Source organism: Chitinophaga vietnamensis (assembly GCF_902167635.1).
Classification (GTDB): domain Bacteria; phylum Bacteroidota; class Bacteroidia; order Chitinophagales; family Chitinophagaceae; genus Chitinophaga; species Chitinophaga vietnamensis.
Genome location: NZ_CABHMS010000002.1, coordinates 42,027 through 65,980, shown reverse-complemented (window position 1 = coordinate 65,980; position 23,954 = coordinate 42,027). Strand labels below are relative to the sequence as shown.

Annotated in this window: 20 protein-coding genes; 5 read left to right on the top strand and 15 right to left on the bottom strand. The window is 49.7% G+C overall.

Features of this window, described 5'->3' with window-relative positions:
• Positions 1 to 13: 13 nt before the first annotated feature.
• From FPG75_RS04795 to FPG75_RS04735, 13 genes are all read right to left on the bottom strand, one after another.
• Positions 14 to 2,182 carry an ATP-binding response regulator gene (locus FPG75_RS04795; RefSeq protein ID WP_143305447.1) on the bottom strand — a complete coding sequence of 723 codons (2,169 nt, stop codon included), beginning with the start codon at positions 2,180 to 2,182 and terminating at the stop codon, positions 14 to 16.
• Between the two features lie 212 nt (positions 2,183 to 2,394).
• Positions 2,395 to 2,685 carry a YciI family protein gene (locus FPG75_RS04790; protein ID WP_143305446.1) on the bottom strand — a complete coding sequence of 97 codons (291 nt, stop codon included), beginning with the start codon at positions 2,683 to 2,685 and terminating at the stop codon, positions 2,395 to 2,397.
• Positions 2,686 to 2,837: 152 nt separating this feature from the next.
• Positions 2,838 to 4,055, bottom strand: a complete 1,218-nt coding sequence (locus FPG75_RS04785) for a WcaI family glycosyltransferase (RefSeq protein WP_143305445.1) — start codon at positions 4,053 to 4,055, stop codon at positions 2,838 to 2,840.
• A 3-nt stretch (positions 4,056 to 4,058) separates the two neighbouring features.
• Entirely contained in the window at positions 4,059 to 5,456 is a 1,398-nt protein-coding gene (locus FPG75_RS04780; protein ID WP_143305444.1) for an undecaprenyl-phosphate glucose phosphotransferase, read from the bottom strand.
• Positions 5,453 to 6,193, bottom strand: coding sequence for an FkbM family methyltransferase (locus FPG75_RS04775; RefSeq protein WP_143305443.1), 741 nt, complete (start codon positions 6,191 to 6,193; stop codon positions 5,453 to 5,455). The genes FPG75_RS04780 and FPG75_RS04775 overlap by 4 nt, the downstream gene beginning before the upstream one ends.
• On the bottom strand, positions 6,190 to 7,287 hold the full coding sequence (locus FPG75_RS04770; RefSeq protein WP_143305442.1) for a glycosyltransferase family 4 protein: 1,098 nt from the start codon (positions 7,285 to 7,287) through the stop codon (positions 6,190 to 6,192). Before FPG75_RS04770 ends, FPG75_RS04775 begins: the two co-directional genes overlap by 4 nt.
• 9 nt (positions 7,288 to 7,296) lie before the next feature.
• Positions 7,297 to 8,166: an FkbM family methyltransferase gene (locus FPG75_RS04765; protein WP_161596666.1), complete on the bottom strand. Its 870-nt coding sequence runs from the start codon at positions 8,164 to 8,166 to the stop codon at positions 7,297 to 7,299.
• Positions 8,129 to 9,574: a hypothetical protein gene (locus tag FPG75_RS04760; protein WP_143305440.1), complete on the bottom strand. Its 1,446-nt coding sequence runs from the start codon at positions 9,572 to 9,574 to the stop codon at positions 8,129 to 8,131. The genes FPG75_RS04765 and FPG75_RS04760 overlap by 38 nt, the downstream gene beginning before the upstream one ends.
• 82 nt (positions 9,575 to 9,656) lie before the next feature.
• Positions 9,657 to 10,973, bottom strand: coding sequence for a flippase (locus tag FPG75_RS04755; protein ID WP_143305439.1), 1,317 nt, complete (start codon positions 10,971 to 10,973; stop codon positions 9,657 to 9,659).
• A 1-nt stretch (position 10,974) separates the two neighbouring features.
• On the bottom strand, positions 10,975 to 13,359 hold the full coding sequence (locus FPG75_RS04750; protein ID WP_143305438.1) for a GumC family protein: 2,385 nt from the start codon (positions 13,357 to 13,359) through the stop codon (positions 10,975 to 10,977).
• Positions 13,356 to 14,132: a polysaccharide biosynthesis/export family protein gene (locus FPG75_RS04745; protein WP_143305437.1), complete on the bottom strand. Its 777-nt coding sequence runs from the start codon at positions 14,130 to 14,132 to the stop codon at positions 13,356 to 13,358. Before FPG75_RS04745 ends, FPG75_RS04750 begins: the two co-directional genes overlap by 4 nt.
• A 106-nt stretch (positions 14,133 to 14,238) precedes the next feature.
• A complete protein-coding gene (locus FPG75_RS04740; RefSeq protein ID WP_143305436.1) occupies positions 14,239 to 15,396 on the bottom strand; it encodes an acyltransferase family protein in 1,158 nt (385 codons plus the stop codon).
• A gap of 262 nt (positions 15,397 to 15,658) precedes the next feature.
• A complete protein-coding gene (locus tag FPG75_RS04735) occupies positions 15,659 to 18,892 on the bottom strand; it encodes a S41 family peptidase (RefSeq protein ID WP_143305435.1) in 3,234 nt (1,077 codons plus the stop codon).
• A gap of 274 nt (positions 18,893 to 19,166) precedes the next feature.
• Between FPG75_RS04735 and FPG75_RS04730 the strand changes: the two genes are divergently transcribed.
• The 4 genes from FPG75_RS04730 (at position 19,167) to FPG75_RS04715 (ending at position 21,811) form a co-directional block, all read left to right on the top strand.
• Positions 19,167 to 19,649 (top strand): DinB family protein, encoded by a 483-nt coding sequence (locus tag FPG75_RS04730; RefSeq protein ID WP_161596664.1) that lies wholly within the window; start codon positions 19,167 to 19,169, stop codon positions 19,647 to 19,649.
• A gap of 51 nt (positions 19,650 to 19,700) precedes the next feature.
• Positions 19,701 to 20,093 carry a VOC family protein gene (locus FPG75_RS04725; RefSeq protein ID WP_143305433.1) on the top strand — a complete coding sequence of 131 codons (393 nt, stop codon included), beginning with the start codon at positions 19,701 to 19,703 and terminating at the stop codon, positions 20,091 to 20,093.
• 19 nt (positions 20,094 to 20,112) lie between these two features.
• The gene (locus FPG75_RS04720; protein ID WP_143305432.1) at positions 20,113 to 20,469 is read left to right on the top strand and encodes a YciI family protein; all 357 of its coding nucleotides are present in this window, start codon (positions 20,113 to 20,115) and stop codon (positions 20,467 to 20,469) included.
• 73 nt (positions 20,470 to 20,542) lie between these two features.
• A complete protein-coding gene (locus FPG75_RS04715; protein ID WP_201747884.1) occupies positions 20,543 to 21,811 on the top strand; it encodes an RNA polymerase sigma factor in 1,269 nt (422 codons plus the stop codon).
• A 64-nt stretch (positions 21,812 to 21,875) separates the two neighbouring features.
• Here FPG75_RS04715 and FPG75_RS04710 read toward each other — a convergent pair whose 3' ends face one another.
• Positions 21,876 to 22,169: a hypothetical protein gene (locus FPG75_RS04710; protein WP_143305431.1), complete on the bottom strand. Its 294-nt coding sequence runs from the start codon at positions 22,167 to 22,169 to the stop codon at positions 21,876 to 21,878.
• Between the two features lie 50 nt (positions 22,170 to 22,219).
• Complete coding sequence (locus FPG75_RS04705) at positions 22,220 to 22,471, bottom strand: hypothetical protein (RefSeq protein WP_143305430.1); 252 nt, start codon at positions 22,469 to 22,471, stop codon at positions 22,220 to 22,222.
• Positions 22,472 to 22,772: 301 nt separating this feature from the next.
• Here FPG75_RS04705 and FPG75_RS04700 point away from each other — a divergent pair, with 301 nt between their 5' ends.
• Positions 22,773 to 23,951 carry an HlyD family secretion protein gene (locus FPG75_RS04700; RefSeq protein ID WP_143305429.1) on the top strand — a complete coding sequence of 393 codons (1,179 nt, stop codon included), beginning with the start codon at positions 22,773 to 22,775 and terminating at the stop codon, positions 23,949 to 23,951.
• The last annotated feature ends 3 nt before the right edge of the window (positions 23,952 to 23,954 follow it).

The window sequence follows — 23,954 nt, the reverse complement described above, 5'->3', positions numbered from 1 at the left end:
AAGATACGATTTATCAGGCTTCTTCCTGCCTGCCGGCATCCACGGGCGGCGGCAGGTTTTTAATGATAACGCTGTAGATATCCCTTTCGCGGAAAGGCTTCACCAGCCAGTCGTTGAAGCCGGCCTTGCGGAAATCGGTAATATCTTCTTCGGTGATATTGGCGGTCAGCGCCAGCACCACTACATTGGCTTTGGCGGGGTCTTTATCTTTTCGTATATGCTCTATTACATCCAGGCCATTGCGTTTGGGCATATGGAGGTCGAGGAGGATGAGATCATATTGTTGCCGGTCGAACATTTCGATGGCCACTTCACCATCAGTAGCCATATCGAAGCGGCATTTCCAGCGGGTGAGCATCATTTTCAACAAGAGCAGGTTCATCTCCTGGTCGTCGGCGATGAGCACATAGCGTCCTTCCATATAGGCGCCAGGCTTGAGTTGCGGCTCTTTCTGCGGCACTACTACGGTGAGCGGTGCGGATACTACCTCGTAAGGGATATTGCAGGTGAAGCTGGTGCCTTTGTTCAGCTCACTATTGAAAGAAATGTTGCCGCCATGCAGTTCCACGAGGCGTTTGGTGATGGCGAGACCGAGGCCGGCGCCTTTTGTTACGCTGCGGGAAGAGGCCTGGTAAAAACGTTCAAACAGCCTTGCCTGCGCTTCCGGGCTGATGCCTTCGCCGGTATCGCTAACGGTGCAGTGGAATACCGCTTTGCTTTCCGTTTCTTTTTCCAGTTTAGCCGTTACCGTTATACTGCCTTTCTCGGTATATTTGATGGCATTGCTGATGAGATTGAGCAATATCTGTTTGAGGCGGAAGGCATCGCCGCTCACGCTCCATTGTTTGCTGCCGTCAAATTCCACGTTGAAGGCCAGGTTTTTCTTGTCGGCCTGGATGCGCATGGTATCCACCACTTCTTCAAAGGCCTGGTACAGGACAAATGGCTGGCGCTGTATGGAGATATAATCATTTTCCAGTTTGGAGAAATCGAGCACGTCGCTCACCACCTGCATGAGCATATCGCCGGCCACTTCCACGGAATGGAGCAGGTCGCGTTGTTCTTTTTCCAGGTGAGTATGAGAGAGCTGTTCGCTGAAACCCAGGATGGAATTGAGCGGCGTGCGTATTTCGTGGCTCATGTTGTTGAGGAAGTCGGCACGTACGCGGGCCTGTTCCCTTGCCATGTGCTCATTCTGGCGGATGAGGCGATAATGTTCCCATGCCAGTATAGCGCCGGCGGCTACCAGCACCAGGGAGACGAGCAGCGCCGCCAGGCCGTAACCCGAGATATCTTCCATCTGCCTTACACTCGTATTCACAAAACCTTGTGTACGTTGTTTTCGCGTGGCGATCACTTTCGAGGTTTGATCACGCAGGGAGATGATCAGTGATTTCAATTCGCCGAGCACGCCCATATTGGTGCCTGCCAGCGATTGTTCCGCGTCGTTGATGCGGAGGCGGTTGGCCAGTTGCTGTCGCAGGATATTTTTGTAGTAGGTATTTACATCTGTGATGATGCCCTTCATCCGCTGTTCATCATAGGTTTTCTTGTCGATCACCTTCCCGCTTTTCGTCTTCACCATAATGGTCATCTGCGCCTTTACGGTATCCTGTTTATTGGAGAAGACACGTTTGAAAAACCCTCGCTTGGCGGTACTACCCTGCTGTGAGCTCAGCGTATCAAACGTGACATCATCTTTTTTGATCTGGTTCACATTATATGAGGGAAGGCCGCGCAACAAGCGGTTGAGCATATCATCATCGAGGGAATGGGTGAGCATGGAGTCGGTGGCTTTCTTCATTTCACCGATCTTGTGCGACAGCTCCGTTTTCTGTTTGATGAGATCATCGAAGGCGCTGTTGTCGTTCAGTTTCCCTAACGATGCGCTGATACTGTCTACCATGGATAGCACCTGCCCGAGTTCCGAGGAGAAGGCCGCGAGGTGCTTTCTTTTATAGGTGACGGTGTAGAGCCTGAAATTATTCTCTGCATCACTGAGGGTGAGCAGGGAAGAGTCCATCAGGCGAAGACCGGGATTATCCTGCGATAGCGTGTCGGCAGCCAGCAGCAACTGTTTGGCGCTGTGACGGTGAATGCGATATCCGGATACCATAAATACTGCCATCAGTACGAAAAGCAGTAACAAAACAATACTCAACAACAAAAAGGGGCGGCGCATAAGATAATGGTCATTAAAAATTGTGATAGTCACAACGGCATTCTAATTAGTGCAATGGGTACCCGGCTACTTGTGAAAATGGTCAATGGTTACGTAAAAAATGGTTACTCACTCCCGATGAAATTAAGGGAAAAGTCCAGAACTGCAAAAATTTATCTGGAGGGGCTGGTTTAGCTGCTCAGCAGGTAATCTTGATCTAACGATCGCTGATCTTACCGGATAAACCCGATCTCCATTGGAAACAGTTCATATTTGAATGTACCGGAGCGGATGGCGGGGTCTTGTTCCGGCACCTGGCGGGCTTCTTCGGGGGTGCTCACCTCTATGATACCGATACCGAAAACACCGGAAGGGTCGAACACCGGGCCAAATACGATGGCGGTGCGTTGTTCTGTGAGGCTGCCCCAGTAAGCGATGTGCTGGTTCATGATCTCCTGTTCTGCTGCGGTGATATCCGTATGGAAAGTGGGGCGTGGCGGAATGAGTTTATAGTAGTAGTACATGATTGCAGATTATGTAGCTGCAATGTATGGAAAAAGTGATAATTAGCCCTCAGGAGGTAAGGGGGCCTGTTGATGGCATGCTCCAGCACTTCATACTGGCTTCATACTAGCTTTATACTGGCTTTATACTGGCTTGAACCTGGCTTCAATGATCAGGAAATAGCGGCTTCGAAACCGGTCATCACTTTCTCTATCGACAAATAATTCTCCGCAAATGCCCTGGCATTTTTGCGTATCACATGGGCCGGTTCATATATTGCCTTGCTGATGGCTTCGCGCAGCGCCTCCTGATCCTCGGCATTTATGAGCATACCGATCTGATGCTGTTGTATCAGGCTGTGCAAACTGGTGCCGCTGTTGGCGGTAACGATGGCAAGGCCGCCCACCGCCATGATGGTAGTGAGTTTGGAAGGCATTACCAGGTCGCTGGCGCTGGCCTTCTGGATAATGAGATGCACATCGGCCATGTTGAGGAACTGATTAAAGACTTGCGCGGGCTGTAATGGCAGGAAGGTTACATTTTGCAATGCATGTTGTGCGGCAATAGCGCTAAGCCGCTGCTGGTAAGGGCCAGAGCCACATATCAGGAACTTCAGTGCCGGCTGATGTTTCAGCGCTACGGCGGCATGCAGGATCGCCTCCAGCCCTTGCTTCTCGCCAATGGCGCCGGAATAGAGGATGACTTTATCATTAACACTAAAACCGAACTGCGCTTTCAAGGCGTTTCTGTCGGCGATCGGATAGAACAAGCGGGTATCTACCCAGTTGGGGAAAAACAACACTTCTTTTCCGGCCTTCTCGCTGATCCGGCGTATCATACCGGTGGAAATGCTGCTGATCACATCTGCCCGTTTTAAAATAAACCGCTCTATTTGTAACAGCCGGCGAATGAGCCATCCGGAGCGGATCATCTGTAAGTCGCGCGCAGCCTCTATCTGCAAGTCCTGGATATGATAGATAAATTTTGCGCGGCGGCATTTTTTATACAGCGCCGCCAGCAAGCCGAGCTGAAACGACGGCGCTACCGTCATCACCACATCATAGCGGCGTGAAAAGCCCAGCTGTAGCAATTTCCAGGCCGACGACAAGCAAAAGCTGGCATCCAGTATCATGCGTTTCATGCCGGAAGGCCGTGCGGGCACATACTGCGGGCAACGATATATTGTAACATTGCCTTGCTTTTCTTTTGTATAAAGGAACCGGCGCGAATGATAGGGCGCCTGTACCCGCCATTGCGGATAAAAGGGATAAGTGGTGATCACGGTACATTCGTGTCCTCTGGCGGCCAGCCAGCTGATCATCTCCCCGTTGTATTTGCCGATGCCGCTGGGCTCCGGTGCAAAAAATCCTGTGATGAGTAGCAAGCGCATTTTTCAATATGCATTTTTATCTCCCTTGATCATATTTACCACTGTTTGAAAGATGATCTGAAAATCCAGCCAGGGGCTATAGTTCTCGGTATACCAGATATCGAAATCGATACGCTTCTGCATTTGCCCGGGCACATGGTTTTCGCCACGGCAGCCGTTAACCTGCGCCCAGCCTGTAATGCCGGGCTTCACCATATGACGCAGCATGTAATGTTGTATGGTTTCTTTCAGTTCCAGGTGCATGGGCGTGGGATGCGGGCGCGGGCCTACGAACGACATCTCTCCTTTGAGCACATTGATAAACTGCGGCAACTCGTCAAGATTGGTACGCCGCAGGAAACGCCCGATGCGCGTTACCCTTGGATCGTTGCGGGAAGTAGGCACATATTTGCCCTTGCTCCCGTCTTCATTGTTGAGCCTCATCGTCCTGAATTTGTAACAGATCATCTTTTTATTCTTCAGTCCCCAACGTTCCTGGCAGTAGATCACGGGCCCTTTCGAGGAGAGTTTGATCAATATGGCGATCAGCAGGAAGAGCCAGGAGAACGCTACCAGCAGGCAAAGCGTGAAAATCACATCGAAAGCCCTTTTCAATACCTGGTAACCGGCATCATCGAGTGGTGAAGAGCGGATCGTGATCAATGGAAAAGCGCCAAACAAACTCATACTCACCGTGGAGGAACAATGGCGGTAGCAGTCGGCGATGATGCGTACGCGCTTCGCCGCTTTCTCGCTGGCCACGATCACATCTTCGGTGAGTTCGCGCGTGCTCTCCGGCATGGCCAACACCACTTCATCTACCTCGTGCGATTCAAGGATATTGCGCAGCTCCGACACCCGCCCCAGGTATTGCCCGTTGAGGGAGGGATTGGCCTTGTCGTCAACAAAGCCAATGCACCGGTATCCAAAATGATCGTTCTTGGCAATGGTCTGATGAAAGTTCAATCCTGTTTCTCCGGCGCCTACGATCAGGATATTTTTTGTATTGACTCCTTTTGTCCAGAACCTGAGCATGAATTTTTTGATGATAAATTTGGAGATGGTAACGCCTATGAAAATATTGATGGTATACACGATGAGGAAGGTCCGCGAATAGGGAAAATATTTGAAGAAATAGAAAAAGACGAATGTGAGGATACAGCTGTTCAGCATCGCCGCTTTGAGGATAGCTATAAATTCATAGGAGAAGGGCCTCGACCGGTAATCATCGTACAGGTGCAGGAAAGAGCCAATTGCGATCCATATGATCATGCTCAGCGCAAGCAGCCTGAAGTCGATAGACGTGAATACAAATCCTGTTTCCAGGGTAATGTACTTGTATGCGAGCAGGAAGGCTGCCTCAAGTATGATGCAGTCGATCAGCTTTCGCAACAGCCGTGTAAAGTTGATAAACGATTTCATTGTGGTTTCCTTTTATAGAGAAGATCCATTTGCAGTATCTGTAGTTTGCCGGATTGCAGAAAGCCTACGGGTGCGATCAGTTCAAAACCCAGCGTTTTCACATATTGGTGCATTTCATCGAACAGTGGTTCTCCGTCGTACATCGGTACAAAGGATGATTCAAAAAGCAGGTAGTCTATATGTTGCAGGCTGGCGGCGGCGCCGCGCAGCACTTCTTTTTCAAATCCCTGTACATCCATTTTAAGCAGCACGGGCGCTTTGAGCGGTATCTCTCCGGCCAGTGCATCCATTCTTTTCATCAGTACTTCAATCCGCCTGGTGGTGGCTGTTTGCGGCATCAGTTGTTGTTGCAATGCCGATACCTGCAATGCCGAGCTGGCATGAGAGTAGTTATTGCTGAAAAACGGAAGTACGCCATCGCTGCTGCCCAGCGCAAAGTTGAACGTTTTGATAGCGGGCGTTCTTCGTGTATGCTGTTGTAACAGGCGGTAGGTATCGGGCAGCGGCTCGAAGGAATAGATGCTGGCTTCCGGGTAACGCCAGGCGGCGGCCAGCGCAAACTGCCCCTGGTTAGCGCCCACGTCCAGCACGGTTTGCAGCGTAGGGATATAGTGCCTGCAATTGTGTAACAGCTGCAGGGAGGCCACAGAGGCGCCGCGTTGCATCAGGCCGGAAAGGCTCCGGCCTGAACGCAGCCATACACGGGCCGCATCGCTCATTTTAAACAGAATGTTCATCGTTGAAATTTATGTTCCCAGCAATGATGATAAAAAGCTATTGTTTCCTGCACCGTTTTGTCCCAGCTGAAGCGCGCAGCTTGTTCCAGCCCTCGCTGGCGCAGCATATGGCGGCGCTCTGGATGCTCCAGTTCCATTATCTTCCTGGCAAATGCCGCCGGCGTTGGCGCAAGGGGCATCAACGCAGCGTCGCCTACCACTTCCGGGATAGCGGCCGCCCGCGTGCATACTACCGCGCAACCCGCTTTCATGGCCTCTCCCGGCGGGAAGCCAAAACCTTCATATAGCGATGGATAGAAAAAACAGAATGCATAATTGTAAAGGATATTCAGCGTTGCCGTCGCCACCGCCGGCAACAACAGGTAACGGCCGGGGATATGTTTTTCCAGTTGTGTTATTTCCTCTTCGGTCCATGGTTCGCCGCCCACCACCACCAGCTGGTAGCAGGCAGGCAACAACTCCATAGTGCGCAAGGCGGTGTTGAAATTCTTGTACCTCCGCCGGGCGCCGACATACAAAACATAGCGCGACCACAAATCCAGTGGCAGCGGGCATTTGGGTTGTTTGCTGACAGGAAAGAAATCATGTGCAAGGCCGTGATGTATCACGCATACCCTGTTGGGGTCTGTATCCGGATAAAAATGAAACAGATCGCTGCGGGTGTGTTCCGATATGCAGATGATACCATCGGCATGGCGGATACCATATGCTTTCTGCGTGGTGTTTACCAGTCCACGCGGGAAGCGCGTTACCAGGCGGCGTTCATGTGCAAAGTCATGAATGGTGAGGATATTCAGGATATCTTTCTGTGGCGACACACGCAGGTATCCGCTATGAAAAACAGCGCCTGGCGGCAGCTTGTAGCGCAGTGGCAGGTAGCGCAGCAATGCCGGATGCACGCGGCTCTCGCGGATACAGTCTGCTGCGCGGTAATCCAGTTGCTGTTCCAGCAGATTGCCGCCGTTGTGGTTCGCATTCAGGAAATGCAGACGCAGCCCGCTGTTGCAGATACCTTTCAGCAATTCATACCAGTATACTGATACGCCGCCTACCTGTTGAATGGTAAAAACGATATTGTCGAGATACAGTTCCATAAGTTTTTTTCATATCCACATATGCAGCATCACGGGATTGCCGGATGCGAAATCAATACCTTTTACCCGGTACTTGTATTCCGGCACCACTGCCTTGACCAGCGAGATCAGTTTTTTATAGTCCTGCCCTTTATGATAGGTGGTAACGGCGATCTTGGGTTTGCTGTCGCGGATGGTGCGCAAAGCGCCTTTGATCATCGGCTCTTCGAAGCCTTCTATATCCGCTTTGAGGTAATCGATATGTATGCCTTTGTCTGCGAAAAGGCTGTCGATCGTGACCACCTCCACTTCTACGGCGTTGCCGTCCTGCGGCTGTATGCAAACGGTAGCATCGAGGGCAGTAGGTCCGGAGGGCGCCTGCATAAAGGCTTTGCAGCAGTTGTCGCCCGCCGCCACGGGCAGCACTTCCACCGAAGGGCTGGAGCGGAACAGCGCCTTCAGCGACGCCACAAACATCGGCAAAGGTTCCAGGGCAAAGATGCGGCTCGCCACATGCTGATATTTGAAAGCAAAGAACCCTTCCGCGCTGCCGCAATCCACCACTACATCGCCCGGTGCAACGGCCGTTTCAGGTATCTCGTAGTAGTGCCAGTGCTGCGGCCTTGATTCCGACAGGATCATCGCCAGGCTATAATCCGGCGCCGCCTTCGGATAGATGAAAACATCTTTATAACCCTTGATCTCGTAGTAACGGTACACATCATCTTCTTCCACCATCGTCGATTGCTGCATCGCCGCTTTGTACATTGAGGGAGAGAACAGGTGGAACATCATTTCGTGCAGGCGTGTACGTTGCCTTGCATCTGCGTTGAACAAAAACTGGTACAGCAATAAGGAACGCTTACGCAAGCCTTCCAGTATGACGGACATCTTTTCCATAGATATATTTATTATCAGTAACACCATAGGCACTCAACAGTGCTATAATTACCAGGAACAGGTCTATCTGGCTGAAGAAAAAACAGATCGCTACATAGGCGAGATAATCTTTATTGAAAGCAGATAATTGCTCATCAGTTCTTGTAAGAATAAGGAAGAAGAACACCAGCGATATGGCGCCAAACTCCGCCAGGATAAAGAACCAGCGCATATTCAGGTTATGACCGCCAATGCCGGCCACGTGATTGGCGTAATTCTGTTGTCCGAAAAAATAAGCGCTGGGGATGAACGTGCTGTTACCCGCGCCATACCCTGATAACAGCAGGTAAGGTTCATCCTTCAGGAAATCCACTACCGGCAGTTCGAGATCGCGCTGCAAGGGGATACCCAGTATCACGTTATCTTTCTGCCAATATTCATTATCATATCTGTCTATCGATCTTTCAAAAAATTTCGCGTATATCTCGTTATCACGATTGGCCGCAAAATGTTCCAGCAGCTGGTTCCGGGATGCCGCCACCAGCAGGAACAAGCCTACAAGCGATGCCAGCGTACACAGTATCTTGAGCCGTACGGAATGCAACCTGGCAAAAACCGGGAACAGTAAAGCCGCCGCAAGTATATTGATCCAGAAAGTTTGCGACGACGTAAGCACGCCCATGATAATAGCCACAGATGCCCAGATGAACCGGCGCGCATTGAAAAATAGCGGAACGGAGAGCGAGAGGAAAGCGCTCAATATCTTCGGTTCCGAAAAAAATGCCTGCACACGCACGCCCAGCAGCCCATTGATCTCTCTTATCATATACCGGTGTTGCAGGCCTAGTATTTCTCCCAGCGTCTGGTCATGGAAGACAAACACGACCAGCAACTGAAAACAGGCAATGCAACAGGAGATACAGGCAATGCGCATAACGGATGCAGCAAAAAGTTCAAACGACAAATCCTCGCGGTCCTGTACAATCTTGGCTCCTACTGCAAACAGCGGTATATAGGTCTTGAAATAGAAATACAAAGGCCGCAGATAAAAGGCGGTCAGGTTATTCCCGGGATAGTAAAAAGGATTTTTATACAACTGCGTTACCAGCATCACCGTCACCTGCGACAGCAACGGCAGTATCAGCAGGATAAAATATTCCTTACGGATAAACTGCCTGCCGGTAAGCAGCTGGTGTATTTGTTCCACCATGAAGAAGATGCTGATGAAAAAAGTAGCGTTAAACGTAGGCCCTATCACCACCATGGTGTATGCTTCCGTTGCAATTGCATACAGCATGGTATCTATCACGTTTATCCTTCCCTTGTAATAAAGGTACAACAGCGTGCAGGCGATGATCAACGGCATGCTTTCGCGGAAGCACTCCACCAACAGATTATCACTTTGAAAAATACTATATCCTGTTTCCATCCGGGATAAATTTGCACACCGTTCATTCCGGTGTAATTACTGCATTCGGAACAGCCGAGACAGGTACATGCCATGCGCGGTATCACAGCCACTGCGCCCTTCTCCTGAATACTTTTACTCCAGCTTTGATATATTTCATATCTGCATACAATCGTCCGGGTTGCAACATTGTTTTCGTCAGCACCCATGCCTGCCCGCTGCTGTCAAATGAAACGTACACCATAAAGGTGATCCAATAGGTGGCCACAGTGGTGATCGCGGCGCCAACGCCGCCCGCAGCGGGTATCAGCACAAGGTTGATCAGAATATTGGCCAGCAGCCCTGTAACATTCCCGTAAAAGAACAACTTGTATTTCCCTTCCACGAACAGGTACTGCACAATTACCACCATAATGAATAGCGGGATACATGCCCAGATATGGATCATCAGCATAGATGCCGCCGCTTCATATTGCACGCCATATATCACTCTTATGAGCACAGGAGCCATGATGGATATCGCTACGGCAATGGCGATGCTCAGCCAGCACGAGAGGCGCAACCAACGTTCTACCATCAACAAATAGGCAGCATAGCTCATTTCCCTGGTACGTATCAATCCCGGCAACACCGCGGTAGCTATTACCACCGGCAGCGCATACCATAGCTCCGAAATGCGCGCCGCCGCTACGTAACGCGCCAGCTCCGAAGGATCGCTCATATAATCCAGCATCAGGAGATCGATCTTTACAAACAGCACCACCACCAGGCTCGAAAACATCAGGGGCCAGCTTTGCCGCAGCAACTGCGCAGACAAGGGCAGGCTTGCGCGCAACAACGACGACAAAGGCGCCTGCTTTTTATAACGTAACAATACCACGCCGTAAGTGACCGGCAACTCCAGCAAGGATACCCACAAAAAAGCCATCATACCGCCATCCAGCCATATCACCACCGCCTTGATCCCGCAAAAAATAATAAATACAGTTACCTTCGGAAGAATCGTACGGCTGATATCATGCTTCACCTGGTAGAAATAATCGACTACATCGAACGACTGAAACAAAATGGTGAATGACGCAAAACCGGTACAGAGCAGGTAGAGCGGCTCCGCTTTTTTTGTCACATACACAATTAACATACAAGCTATCATACAAACAACCGCAGCCACGATGCGCATGAAAATAACAGTAGCTACCGTAATTTGCTGCCGCGATTCATGATTCACCAATTCCTTCACAGCGAGCTTGTCCATCCCCAGCATAGACACCGTGCTGGCAATGGTGGTCAGCGCAACGGCATAGCTCCATACCCCGAACAATTCCGGTCCGAGATACCTCGCTACCAGGGCCCACACCAACAGCCCGGGACAGATCTTGCTCAACTTGTCGATTAATAACCAGACACTATTTTCAAGCATATTATGCAATTCGACTGATCGTTTTCTTCAGAAAAGCTATCCACACATGCTTCCTGCTATGATGTTCGCGATACGCGTACTGATCATAGTAATAGTATGGATAGAAGGTATATTGCTCAACGCCATTGAAAACAATTCCCCTCTTGCGGAAATTGCTGTCTTTCATATTTTCCAGCACTGTCGCCAGTTTCGACCTCAGGGTAAAATTGTAGCGCACTACAAACAGCGTGCAGTCCGCATAGGATGCAATACTTTTAGCATCCGATACAATGCCCACTGGCGAAGTATCTACAATGATGTAATCAAACCGCTCCTTCAGATACGACAACAAGGTCGCCATCCCGTTGCTTTCAATCATCTCTATCGGATTGGGCGGTATAGGGCCGGAAGGGATGAGATGCAGCCCATCTGTGCCCGGCACTTTGTGGATGATCTCTTCAATCGTCTGGTTGCCCACCACATAACTGGTGATACCGGAAGTATAATCCAGGCCGAAGAAGCGCGCCAGCTTGGGCCGCCGCAGATCCATATCTATCATCACTACCTTCTTGCCGCTAACCGTAAGGGAGTTAGCAAGATGCGCCGATAAAAAAGTTTTGCCTTCACCTGACAGACAGGAAGTAAGCATTACCACCGCCGGGCCTTTATGTTCGGCCAGCAGGAATTTGAGATTCGTGCGCAGGTTAAACACCTGCTCCGTCAGGACATGACGGTTATTAAGTGAAAAATCTTTCAGGCCTTCGCTGTGTTGATAGATCTCTGCAATTACAGGCGAACCTGACAGGCGCTCTATCTCCTTTCTATCAAGCACCCGCGGGTTAAGGAAATATTTTATGTAGATATAAATGCTTGTGATAACGAATGCCACAGCCAGGAAACCAGCTATCACCAATGGTTTCTTGGGAGCGATAGGCTTATCCGGAACGAAGGCCGGCGCAATTACTTTGTTGTCTGTTACATTGCTGGCGTATGAAACCGCCGCCTCTTCCTTTTTCTTCAGCAGGTAGAGATACAGGTTTTCCTTAACGCCTTGCTGTCTTTTGATATTGATATATTCGCGGGCATAGGCCGGTATATTCGCGATCTTTCCCTGTATCTGGCCTAGTTTGTCCTGCGTTTTCTTCTGCACGATACCCGCATTGCGCCGGTATCCGGCGATATAATCACGGATAGTTCTGCGTGCATCATTGATCTGTGCATCGAGGTTACGCATGATAGCGCTCGATGGTTGTAACGAAAGCGACAGCCGCCGCTGCTCTTTCAATCCTTCTTCATAGCGATTCACCATGGCCGTCAGCGTCTGATCCACGCTGCCGGCGACCGGCGCCACAGGGCTGCCGGAGCCTGGATTATTGACATAATGTTCTACCTGGTTGAGCACCGATAGCTGCATATTGGCTTCACTGAGGCGGGTATCTGCTTCTTTGATCTGTTCAAGTGCCAGCTTGGAACTGGCGTCAATATCTGTGATACCGCGTTGCACCTTGAATGTTTCTTCGGCTTTCTCCAGTGTGCCCAGTTCGGTTTTCAGCGAGTCGATCCTGCTGGAAAGGAAGGTGATCGTTTTGATAGCCGCCTTGTTTTTGTCGTTCAACGTATAGTTGTTGTATTCTTCCAGTATCGCGTTCAGAAAATCCGCCGAGCGACTTGCCAGCACATCTTTATAGGTGATCAATACCACGGTGGCATCGCGGTTCACCAGCGAGGTACTGATATTATCGATTACTTTGTATGATATTTCCTGTATGGAATCCACCCGCACGCGCACCGGATGCGCCAGCTGCCCGCCGGAATTAGGTTTCAGGTTGATAACAAAATCATCTTTCCCCAGTGTAAATGGCTGTTCTTCACGTACATTCAATTCAACAGGCGTTTTCAATGATCCTCCACTTGCCCTCACTTGCAGTTGCTCTCCATCGGGTATTATCTCCATGCGGTAATTGCCCACGTTGGCGCTGTCGCCTAAGGCCCGCAATACCAGCGGGCTTTTGTCGTATAGTTCTATATTCCTGACATTCTCTTCTTCAAAATACCGGATATTGAAATGCCCGTCGCTGATCACACGTTGCAGCAACACGGGCGATTGCAGCACCTCCATCTCGTTTTCCATATTCTTGCCGTTACCGAACAAGGACAAGGATTTCAGTATATCCATCTCCTCTCCGCTCTTCTTTTCATCTTTCAGGTACAACCTGGCTACAGACATATACACCGGCTGTTTATATTTCAGATATAGCATGGCCCCCACCATGCCGAGCAAGAGGATGATCAGGTATAACGGCCAATGAAAGATCATCTTCCGAAACAGGTCGTTCAGATCGATCCCATTGTTATTGTTATTCCGGTTTACAGATGTCTTATAGGGCGCCATTTTTCGCAATCTCATTTTTTTAATAGAATGATGGTTGTTACAAGAGACATTGCACTGATTATCGCGGGTAATAACTGAATTGTTCTGGATGTCTGGAACTTACGGCCACGGCCCGGTTTCACATATACCACATCGTTGTTTGTCAGAAAAAAATATGGAGAAGAGAATATTTCACTGTTATTGAGATTAAGAGAAGCATACTCTTTAACGCCATCGATTTCCCTGATCACCATTACATCCTTTCTGACGGCGGTAGCATTGAGATCGCCGGCCATGCTCAATGCGTCCAGTATCGATACCCGCTCGCCTCCGATGTGGAAGGAGCCCGGCCTGGCTACGTCACCGAGCACGGATATACGAAAATTGACCAGCCGGGTAGATACGTACACATTTTTTATTGTCTTCTTTAATTCGGTCAGTACAATATCATTGATAGCAGTAGTAGTTTTGTTTTTCACCAGTATCTTTCCTGCCACGGGCATAGTGATGTATCCGCTGCTATCTACCAGGTAGCCCTGGTCAATATTGGCCATATTACCGGAAGATGCCATGGTAGCGGTTCCCGGGTTGAATATCTGTGATACTTCTCTATCGAAAGTGGTGACCGTGATCTGCAGGATATCACCTGGGCCTATGCGGAGCTGCTCGTTGTGATTGACCGGATCCACGCCATTGCGGGCAGCTATATCATTGAGGTAGGTGAGCTTCCCGGTGGAAGAGCAACCCATAAGTACGAACAGCCAGCCCAACAGCAGTAGGATAGCGGATAAAGTTCCTGATTTGAACATACCGATTTGACAGTTTAATGAAAGAGGTCGTCACAGGCCACCAAGGCCAATCTATTTCGCTAACCAACAAAATATTTTATTAATTTCTGAATCCGCGTTGCTTCTCTCAGCTTAATACAGTGTTTCTTTTTCTGTTAAACAGATACCTCCACCTTTCTTGTACCGGTAATTCAAAATAGTAATAGGTCAGTCCGCTCATCGGAATCAACACAAGGAAAAAAAGACACATGACTAGTGGTTGTTCCATCACATTACGGCTGATGTGAAAATAATCGAGCATTAATACACAAACAATCTGTAAAGGAAAATGCAATAGGTATAGCGCATAACTGCTATTGCCGAGCCATACTACGAGCTTGAATTTCAATTTTGCAAAAGTATCCAGCAAGGCCAGACTTAATATCGTGCACGGAGACACCGTTACCCGGAAGAGCAGGTTATTCACTACCCCGCCACGCTGCAGGTCCAGCCAGGGGTGTAAAAAGTGATAATAGTGTTCCGTCACCGCCACACACCATAAGAGTACGGTCAGCACAATGATAAAGGTCAGATAGGTCCGCCTCTTTTGTTGTTGCAATACAAACTGATAAATGTAATATACCAGCGCGCCGATGAAAAAAGAGAACATCCCTTTGCCAGTGATCAGGCCATAGTGTTGCATTATGGCGCCAACAGGTATCAGCAGCAGCAGTAACAAACGGTTTCGTTGCAAGCGGCACCAGCAGATCACAAAAAATAACAGGTAGAGAAATATTTCAACAGATACCGACCACGCCGGGCCGTTAAATGAATGCCCCTCCTCAAATCCCCAGCTTTGAATAAAAAACAGGTGCAGGATAAAATGCCGCATATCATTGAACGGCACAACAAAATAATGACCCGCACGCTGCAACATCAGCCACTGAAGCCATGCTACCGTCAACAACAATACAAAGTGAAGCGGGTACAATCGACTCAGCCGCAACATCAGAAAACGGCTGAAAGACATAGTGCGCGCTGCTACCTTGTCGGCATACAGCCAGAAAAAAATGAATCCCGAAAGTGCAAAGAACAAATCCACCGACACCATACCGCTATCATAAAAAAAGGAGAGCCATCTATATCCCGGCAGTTTGTCGGAATAATCAGCGCCGGGTACAAAAACATCCTGTGGGCAGAAGAAAAGTTGCCAGTGGTAAAGAACCACTATTATTGATGCTACCCCCCTGATAGCGTCCAGGCTGTAAAAGTGCTTCGGAGTAACCAGATTTTGGTTCGTTATCATCTCCTATTCGTTTCTACATGAGAAGTTAAATAAGAAAATGATCTGTTTAACTATCTCCTGCACGAAAGGATAAAAAGAACAAAAAGATCAACAAGGGCTAAAATGAACAGGCCTGCCCGGCAATAGCATGGTCCAGTCTATTCTTCGTCATAAAAAACTAATAGCCAAATATTTATAATTTCTATTCATTTATATAAAAAATGAACAGACGAAAGCATAACCCTATGAAGCGCTTTGAGCGCTTCATAGGGTTATGCGCAGTTTATCTCACTTCATACTTGGGTTGTGCCGGCGGTTTAAATCCTTTTGTTTGCAGCAGCTGCTTGATTTCGATGATGGCGCGTTCTATCTGCGGATCGATGCCGCGGGCCATATCGCCGAGGTTTTCATCAACAAGGATGTCAGGGTCAACGCCATGGCCTTCACGGAACCAGGCGCCATCCACATTGAACTCTCTGAAAGAAGGTACGGTAATGGCAGCGTTATCGACCAGGTCAGGCGTATTGCTGTAACCGATGAGGCCACCCCAGGTGCGTGTACCAATGAGCGGGCCAAGGCCTCTCTTGCGAAAATATTCCGGGAAGGCATCGCCGCCGGAACCGCTCCAGCCATTGATCAGCATCACTTTGGGGCCAAAGTGCGCATAGGCCGGGCCTTGTGATGGCAGACCAGGACGATTGGCCCAATAGGCCAAGGGGTGACGGTTCAGCAGCTCTATGAAACGGTCAGGCACCTGCCCGCCATTGTTGAAACGCTCGTCGATGATGAGACCTGCCTTGTCCCATTGCGCATTGAACTGACGGATCAATTCATTCTGCCCGTCGACGCCGGTGCTGGGCACATAGATATATCCCACCTGGTTGTTAGTGGCTGCTGCAATGCGTTTGCGGTTGCTCTCTATCCAGGCAAGATGCCGCAGGCGGTATTCGCTGGCGAGTGTTCTGACGATGGTAGTTTGTGCGCCATCCCAGGAAGGATGATGGTTGAAAGTGAGTTCTACTGTTTTGTCGGCCAGCAGCTGGAAAGCGCTGTAAGGCTCTGTGGCAGTGGTAAGCGGCACACCGTTCACCGCGAGAAGGTAATCCCCTTCTTTGATCCTGACGCCGGGTTCATCTAAAGGATTGCGCGCTTCCGCATCCCAGGGCGCGCTGCGGACGATGTGTTTAATTTTGTAGTACTGGCCATCCGCTTCATAGTCCACACCGAGGTAACCTACATTTTCCCTGCGGCCGGTTTCGAGGTCGCCGCCGATGTTGTAAGTATGGGAGGAACTGATCTCTCCTATCATCTCATTGATCACGAAGTTGAGCTCTTCCCGTGTACGCACGCCATCTACAAGGCGCAGGTATTTTTCTTTTACGCCGTTCCAGTCCACGCCATGCATGTGCGGATCGTAGAAGAAGTCGCGCTCAAAGCGCCAGGCATCGTTGAACATCTGCCGCCATTGCTCGGCGGGGTTCACCACCATCTCCATATCATCGATCCGCATCACGGTATCTATCTTTTGATTGGAGGCTACATCGATCACGCCATAAGGGCCGCCGGTAACAAGAATTTTTTCACCATCGGCGGAAAGCTCGTACTGGCCGGGGTTACTGATGATCGTTTTCGTTTGTTGCGTGGCAATATCGTAATATTTCAAAACAGATTTAGCATTGCCATCTTCATCATCCTGCGACAGTGTAAGAAATAATATCTTGCCTTTTACTGCGCCCAAACGCCTGTAGCGGTCAGGTGCTACGGGCAGCAGGATGAGGCGGGATTCCATGTTGTCCAGATCGATGGCAGTGCTATTCTTTTCAGGTGTGGTCTTCTTCTCTTTTACTTCTTTCTCTTTCACTTCTTCTTTTACATTCACCGCATCATTACGGGTAGCCAGCAGTGAGGGTGTTTCTTTGGTAAGACCGATCACGCCTATTACCGCGCTCTTCTCATATACGAAAGTATTATCGATAGTGCTGTAAGTAGGATTGAAGATCTGGTTGGTGATCACATAAAGATATTTACCGGATTCATCGAAGATGGGACGGCGACAGTCATAGAAGCCGCTGGTAACCTGGTAGCGCCGATGATCGCGGGTATCGTAGAGGAATACGGCTTCGTGGTTGTTATCCAGGTCGCGGCTATAGGTAAGCCAGCGGCTGTCGGGCGTCCAGCTGAAGGTAACGCCCTCATAGGCATCCGGTGAATAACGCAGGGCGGTATCGATCACGGTGGTTTTGCCGCTGGCGATGTCCAGCACCTGGTAACGGCTCATCTGATCAATGAAGGCGACTTGCCGGCTATCGGGCGACCAATACACTTTATAGCGGAAGCCAGGGCCGTAGTGCGTGATCTGTTTGGCTTCTTTTTCTTTGCCGGCGGTGGCGATCCACAGTTCATATTCGCCGGAGCGATCGCTCCACCATGCAATCTGTTTGCCGTCGGGCGACCATACCGGGTAACGTTCAGCGGCGCCGCTGCTTTGTGTAAGGTCTTTTACATAGCCATAGTTGGCCGGTACAGAAAACACATCGCCACGTGCGCTGATCACTGCGCGCTTGCCATCAGGGCTCAGCGAAGCGGATTGTATAAATTTAGATACCCGCATGCTTCGTGGCTTCATCGTCGCAAAATCAGTGGCGACGCTCACTTTCACTTCCGTTGACTGTTGCGTGGCGAGCGACAGCAGGTATAATTTGCCGCCAGCTTCGTATACAATGTCTTCCGGTCCCATAGAGGGGAAATGGATATCGTAATCTTTATAATGGGTGAGCTGTTCCGCAGCTTTGGTAGTGGTATTATACCGCCAGATGTTCATACGTTCTTCGGCGCCGCGGTCCGACAAAAAGTAGATATAATCTTTGTACCACATCGGGAATTCATCGCCCGCATCGTTGTTGGTAGAGATATTTTCAGATTGTTTCTTTTCCAGGTCCATGATGTGGATGAATGCTTTCATGCCGCCGCGGTAGCGTTTCCAGTTGGCAAAGCTCTGTGTGCGGGTGGTGACGGCCATTTTGGATCCATCGGGCGACCAGGAGCCAAATTCGGCATAGGCCAGCGGCAGTTTCACCGCTGCGCCGCCGGTGGCGGGAATGGTATAGAACTGGTTGAAGCGCGCCTTGGTGCTTTCGCGGCCGGAAGAGAAGAGCACCTGTTTGCCGTCGGGCGTCCAGTCGATCACGCGGTCAGGGCCGCCGTATTCCGTGAGGCGCAGTGGTACGCCGCCGCTTACCGGTAATACATATACGTCGCTGTTACCATCATAATTTGCCGTATAGGCGATCCTGTTACCATCCGGTGAGAACTTGGGAAAGCTCTCCACGCCTGGAGGTGAAACGATCCTCACTGCCTCTCCGCCTGTTTTGGGAACGATCCAGATATCATTGGCATAGGCAAAAACAATTTGTGTACGGGATACATCGGGGAACCGGAACAAACCGGCATTTACTTGTGCCGTCAGCCGCCCGCCTGCCACACAGCCGATGAGGGCTAACATTATTTTTCTCCGCATAGTTCAGATTTTATTAAATCTAAATAAAAAAAGATATGCCGCTTTTTTGATTGTGTTTGACGGTCGATAATGTGTATGGACGAATCCGGATTTGCGGATTTTTTGATTGACGGATTTATTGATTTGATGGGGTTATTTGATGATTGATTGGCCGGTCTTCGCTGTATTCTTGCCCCGTAGCCTCAAGCCGTTGAAAATTTTTTTTGATTTTTTTTCATCTCTGTCCAAATCGGGCAAAATGCTTCGTCATTATCCTGAACAAACCAGTAATACGATGAAAAATTCAGCTTATCATTCCTCATTAATGTTCAGGATGAACGAGAGGCTTTTCGTTAACGCGCTGGACGGCGTGAGCGAAGAACAGGCGCAGGAGCGCATCAGCGGCCATAACAACCCGCTCATCTGGATTGCCGCACATACCGTGTGGGCAAGATATAATGCCGCAGCCTTGCTAGGCCAGCCGGTAACCAATCCATATAAGGATCGCTTCGGCAAAGACAATCCTTACAACCCCGCCGATACCCAGCCTTCGCTTTCCGAAGTGAAACAGGAATGGAAAAAGGCCAGCGAACTGCTGCTGCAGGCGCTGGAAGATGTATCGGAAGACCATCTCAGCAGCACTTCCCCCCTGCCCAGCCCTATCGGTGAAATGAGCACCGGCGGCACTCTCGCCTTCTTCGCCCAGCACGAAAGCTATGATATCGGCCAGATGGCCTTTCTCAAAAAATATCATACCGAAAGGGCTATGGCCTATTGATCCAGGCAAATGAATGTTGGATAATATTCAATAACTTTAAAACACCGTGTTATGGAAAAAATCAGTGAAAAAACCAATTCGCTCAACTGGTTTGAAATACCAGTAAAAGATACCAAAAGAGCAAAGCAATTCTATGAACACATCTTCAACATCAAGATGCAAACACAGGAGACGATGGGCATGGAAATGACGATGTTCCCCTGGGAACCCGGCGCAGGCAAGGTTTCCGGCGCACTGGTAAAAGGACAGATGCACATACCTGGCAAAGATGGTCCTGTGTTGTACCTGAATGCCAACCCGCACTTGCAGACTGTGGTAGACAAGATCGAAGCAGCCGGCGGCAAAGTGGTGATGCCCAAAACGCAGATCTCGGAAGATATCGGCTACATGGCATTTTTCATCGACACGGAAGGTAACCGCATTGCCTTACACGCGCGCAAATAATTTTACAAAACGGGCACATATGACAGCATATCTTTTTTTATTCTGTGGCGGCGATATAGACCGGCAAGCGGAACTGAAATCGCCGGAGAAATGGCAGGCGCACATGGAGAAATGGACCAAATGGATGGCCGATCTCAACGACCAGGGACGGTTTGGCGGCGCACAGCCACTCGTAACCGGAGGCAAAGTGGTGAATGGCAATGGCAGAGTTGTTACAGACGGGCCTTTCATCGAAGGAAAGGAAATGGTGGCCGGTTATCTCATCTGCAAAGCCGATAGCCTCGACGAAGCAGTAGAGCTTTCCAAAGGCTGTCCTATCCTCGATATCAACGGTACGGTGGAAGTTCGTGAGATCAATAATATGGTCCACATCTAAATAACAGCGGATGATGGATAAACGGGCATTCATCATCCGCTTTGTAATTTTACGGTAGACGTACAAACCACTTTTGAGCGCATCATTCGATATTAACCGGCTTACCGAACATCTTTTCCGCCATGAAGCAGGAAAGATGGTAGCCCTGTTGACAAAAATTTTCGGTACCGAAAATCTCGACATCTCGGAAGATGTGGTGCAGGATACTTTTATTGCCGCCGTAAAGGCATGGTCGCTGAAAGGCGTGCCAGACAACCCTTCCGCCTGGTTGTTCCGTGTCGCGAAAAATAAAGCGATCGATGTATTAAGAAGAAATAAATTCTCCACGCTTGTGGATTTTAATGCGCCCGAGAGAGCATTGCTTCAATCGGAATACACCATGACCACCATTATCGATCAACTCTGGCGGGATGATGAAATACAGGACGACCTGCTCCGCATGATGTTTGCCTGCTGCCATCCGGAGATAGCGCCGGAAAACCAGATCACCCTGATCCTGAAAACCCTTTGCGGGTTCTCTACCAGCGAGATCGCCAAAGCGTTTGTTACGGCAGAAGATACCATCTCCAAACGATTATACCGGACAAAAATTTTTTTCAGGGAGAAGCGGATAAAGCCCGCATTTCCGCCGCCAGCGCAGCTCAGCGGGCGCATGGACGCGGTGCTGCGCAGTATCTACCTCCTCTTCAATGAAGGCTACAACGCCACCCATACCGATACGCTCATCCGCAAAGACCTGCTGGACCAGGCCATGTACCTCTGCAAGCTGCTCACGGAAAATGCCGCTACGGCGTTGCCGCAAACATTCGCCGCACTGGCGCTCATGTATTTTCATGCAGCACGTATCAACAGCCGCATCGATGCAGATGGCAATATTGTGTTGCTGTCGGACCAGGACCGTAGCCTGTGGGACGGGCAGATGATCGCAGAGGGGAACCGTTATCTCAACAAGGCCGCTTTCGGTGAGGTGATCAGCACTTACCATGTGGAAGCCGCCATCGCGTATGAACACTGTATGGCAGCCACTTTCGCCGATACCAACTGGCAACATATCCTGTCGTACTACAACATGCTGGTACAGATACATCCCAACGCCATTGTGATGCTGCACCGTTTAACAGTGATCTTCAAGGTGTATGGCCCCACCCGTACCCTTGAAGAAATAGCCATCTCTCCTTATAAAAAAGAATGGGAGAAAAATTATTTATATCATGCTTTGCGCGGCGATATCTATGCTACGCTGGCGCCGGCCACTGCGGCGGATTGCTACCGCCAGGCCATCGCGCTTACCCGTTCTGAGGTGGAGAAGAAATTACTGATGAGGAAGATCAGCGAATTATAGCGCACAAAAAAACCGCCCCGTGCAAGGCGGTTTTTCAGCACTTTGGTTAGTACAATTTGGATGATTATTTGTGTAAAACCCCACTGAAGAAGTGGTTGAAGGCGATGCCGATATTGGCCAGGCCAATGCCGAGACCAGCGCCTACCAGGGTAAGACCAGCGCCGAGGTTCAGCAGACCGGCGCCAAAGCCGGTTCCCACGCCGGCAAGACCAGTGCCAAGACCGCCGCCAAGTGCAGCAAGACCAACGCCAAGACCAGTTCCCAGGCCATTCAGGCCCAGCAGGTCGCCGCCGTTAATATCCATTGCTTCTTCCAGATTCAGTTCTGTAAATTGTTCCAGTTGTTCAAAGTTTTTCATGTTAAAGTTTTTTTGTGTGACGAAATGCGGATAAAAAAGTACAGGATTCCTCAGGAGGTCGGGAATCTCAGGTTACTGAGGAAATTGTACATTCCGGCGCCACTGGCTGCCATATAAGTAGCGTGGCCGTTCCCGAATGCAAAATAGGTGAATCCCATTCCGGTGGTATAGCCTGTATAGTCCACCGTACTGCTGTCGCCACCGGTAACAGCAGATCCGAAGAAACCATCCAGTAAACCGCCGCCGTTTGTGCTGAGCAATTCCTTGTCAGACAAAGGTTCAAGTTGATACTTTGTTTTCATGGTGTTAAATTTAAAGTATAAAAAAACTGGTCATGATACCTGTATCATAAATAAAATGGCTCCAAAATGTTGGGGGAAGGTTGTTTAACGATGCTTGTGCAGAAGATTGCCGCCTTCACATGACGCGCGCTGTACATTACTGCCGCTACCAAATTTAACCCATCAGCAACGGATTACGATCACATTCGTTGTTCATTTTTATTCATTCTGAAAATCGCCGTTCAATTTGTTCTTTATGCGCCTGAACACGCACTATTGAGCGTTAAATAGCTATATTGGAAGAGACCATTTGATCCCGTTCATGAAACCCATCCTTTTCCCCGCCGCTATTATGCAGCGTTCTGTGTTTACCTGGCTACCCAGGGTACGCAGTCACACACAGGTCATCTATGTAACCGTATTGTTAGTTATCCTGTGTACATTAGCCGCGCTACCCCTGATCAAGGTGGATGTGTCTATCGCTGCCAGCGGGATTGTGCGGCCTGTTACGGAAAAAACGGAATTGCGCAGCATGGTAGCCGGCACCATAGAACAGGTGCTGGTGGCCGATGGCGCCAGCGTACAGAAAGGACAGGTATTACTTCGCCTGCAGGAAGATATCAGCAACAGCAAACTCACACAAAACCAATATGAGCTATCGCAACGGGAAGCCCAGATACATGACCTCGAAACATTGGTAGCCGGCGGCAGCAGGCTGCAATCCCTTTTGTACCAGCAGCAATATGCGCGCTTCCGCGCCTCCCTGCAGGAACTGGCCGCCACCGTGGAAAAACAACGTATAGACCTGGAGATGTATGAAAAGCTCTTCAATGAAAAAGTGATTGCTAAAAAAGAGTATCTCGACCGCAAATTTGAATATGAAAAAAGTAAGGCAGCCTATCACTCCGCCGTGCAGCAACAGCGGAGCGCCTGGGCAGCGGAGCTGAATCAGCTTCGTTTGGAAGACAACCGCCTGCAGGCCGATAACCGGCAGCTCTCCAAAGAGAAAGAATGGAACCTGGTAAAAGCCCCTGTGAGCGGCACCTTGCAGCAGTTCACCGGGAAATATGCCGGCGGTTACCTGCAACCCGGCGAACTGCTGGGCATCATCTCCCCTGATTCCAACATCATTGCAGAGTGCTATGTTTCTCCCCGCGATATCGGCTACCTCAAAAAAGGAATGCCTGCAAGGTTCCAGGTAGATGCATTCAATTACAACGAATGGGGCATGGCAAAAGGCGTGATACAATCTATCGATAATGATTTCGTGCTGATCAACAACCAACCCGCATTCAAGGTGCGGTGCGGGTTTGCCGGCACCACGCTCAGTACCACCAACGGTGTGAGCGCCGCTTTGAAAAAAGGCATGACCTTGCAGGCCAGGTTCATCCTCACGAGGCGCAGCCTGTTCCAGCTGTTGTACGACAAAACCGACGACTGGATCAATCCCGACAGGAGAAAAGCCGCATCTGATAATAGTCTGGCAGCAAACAACATCTGATCT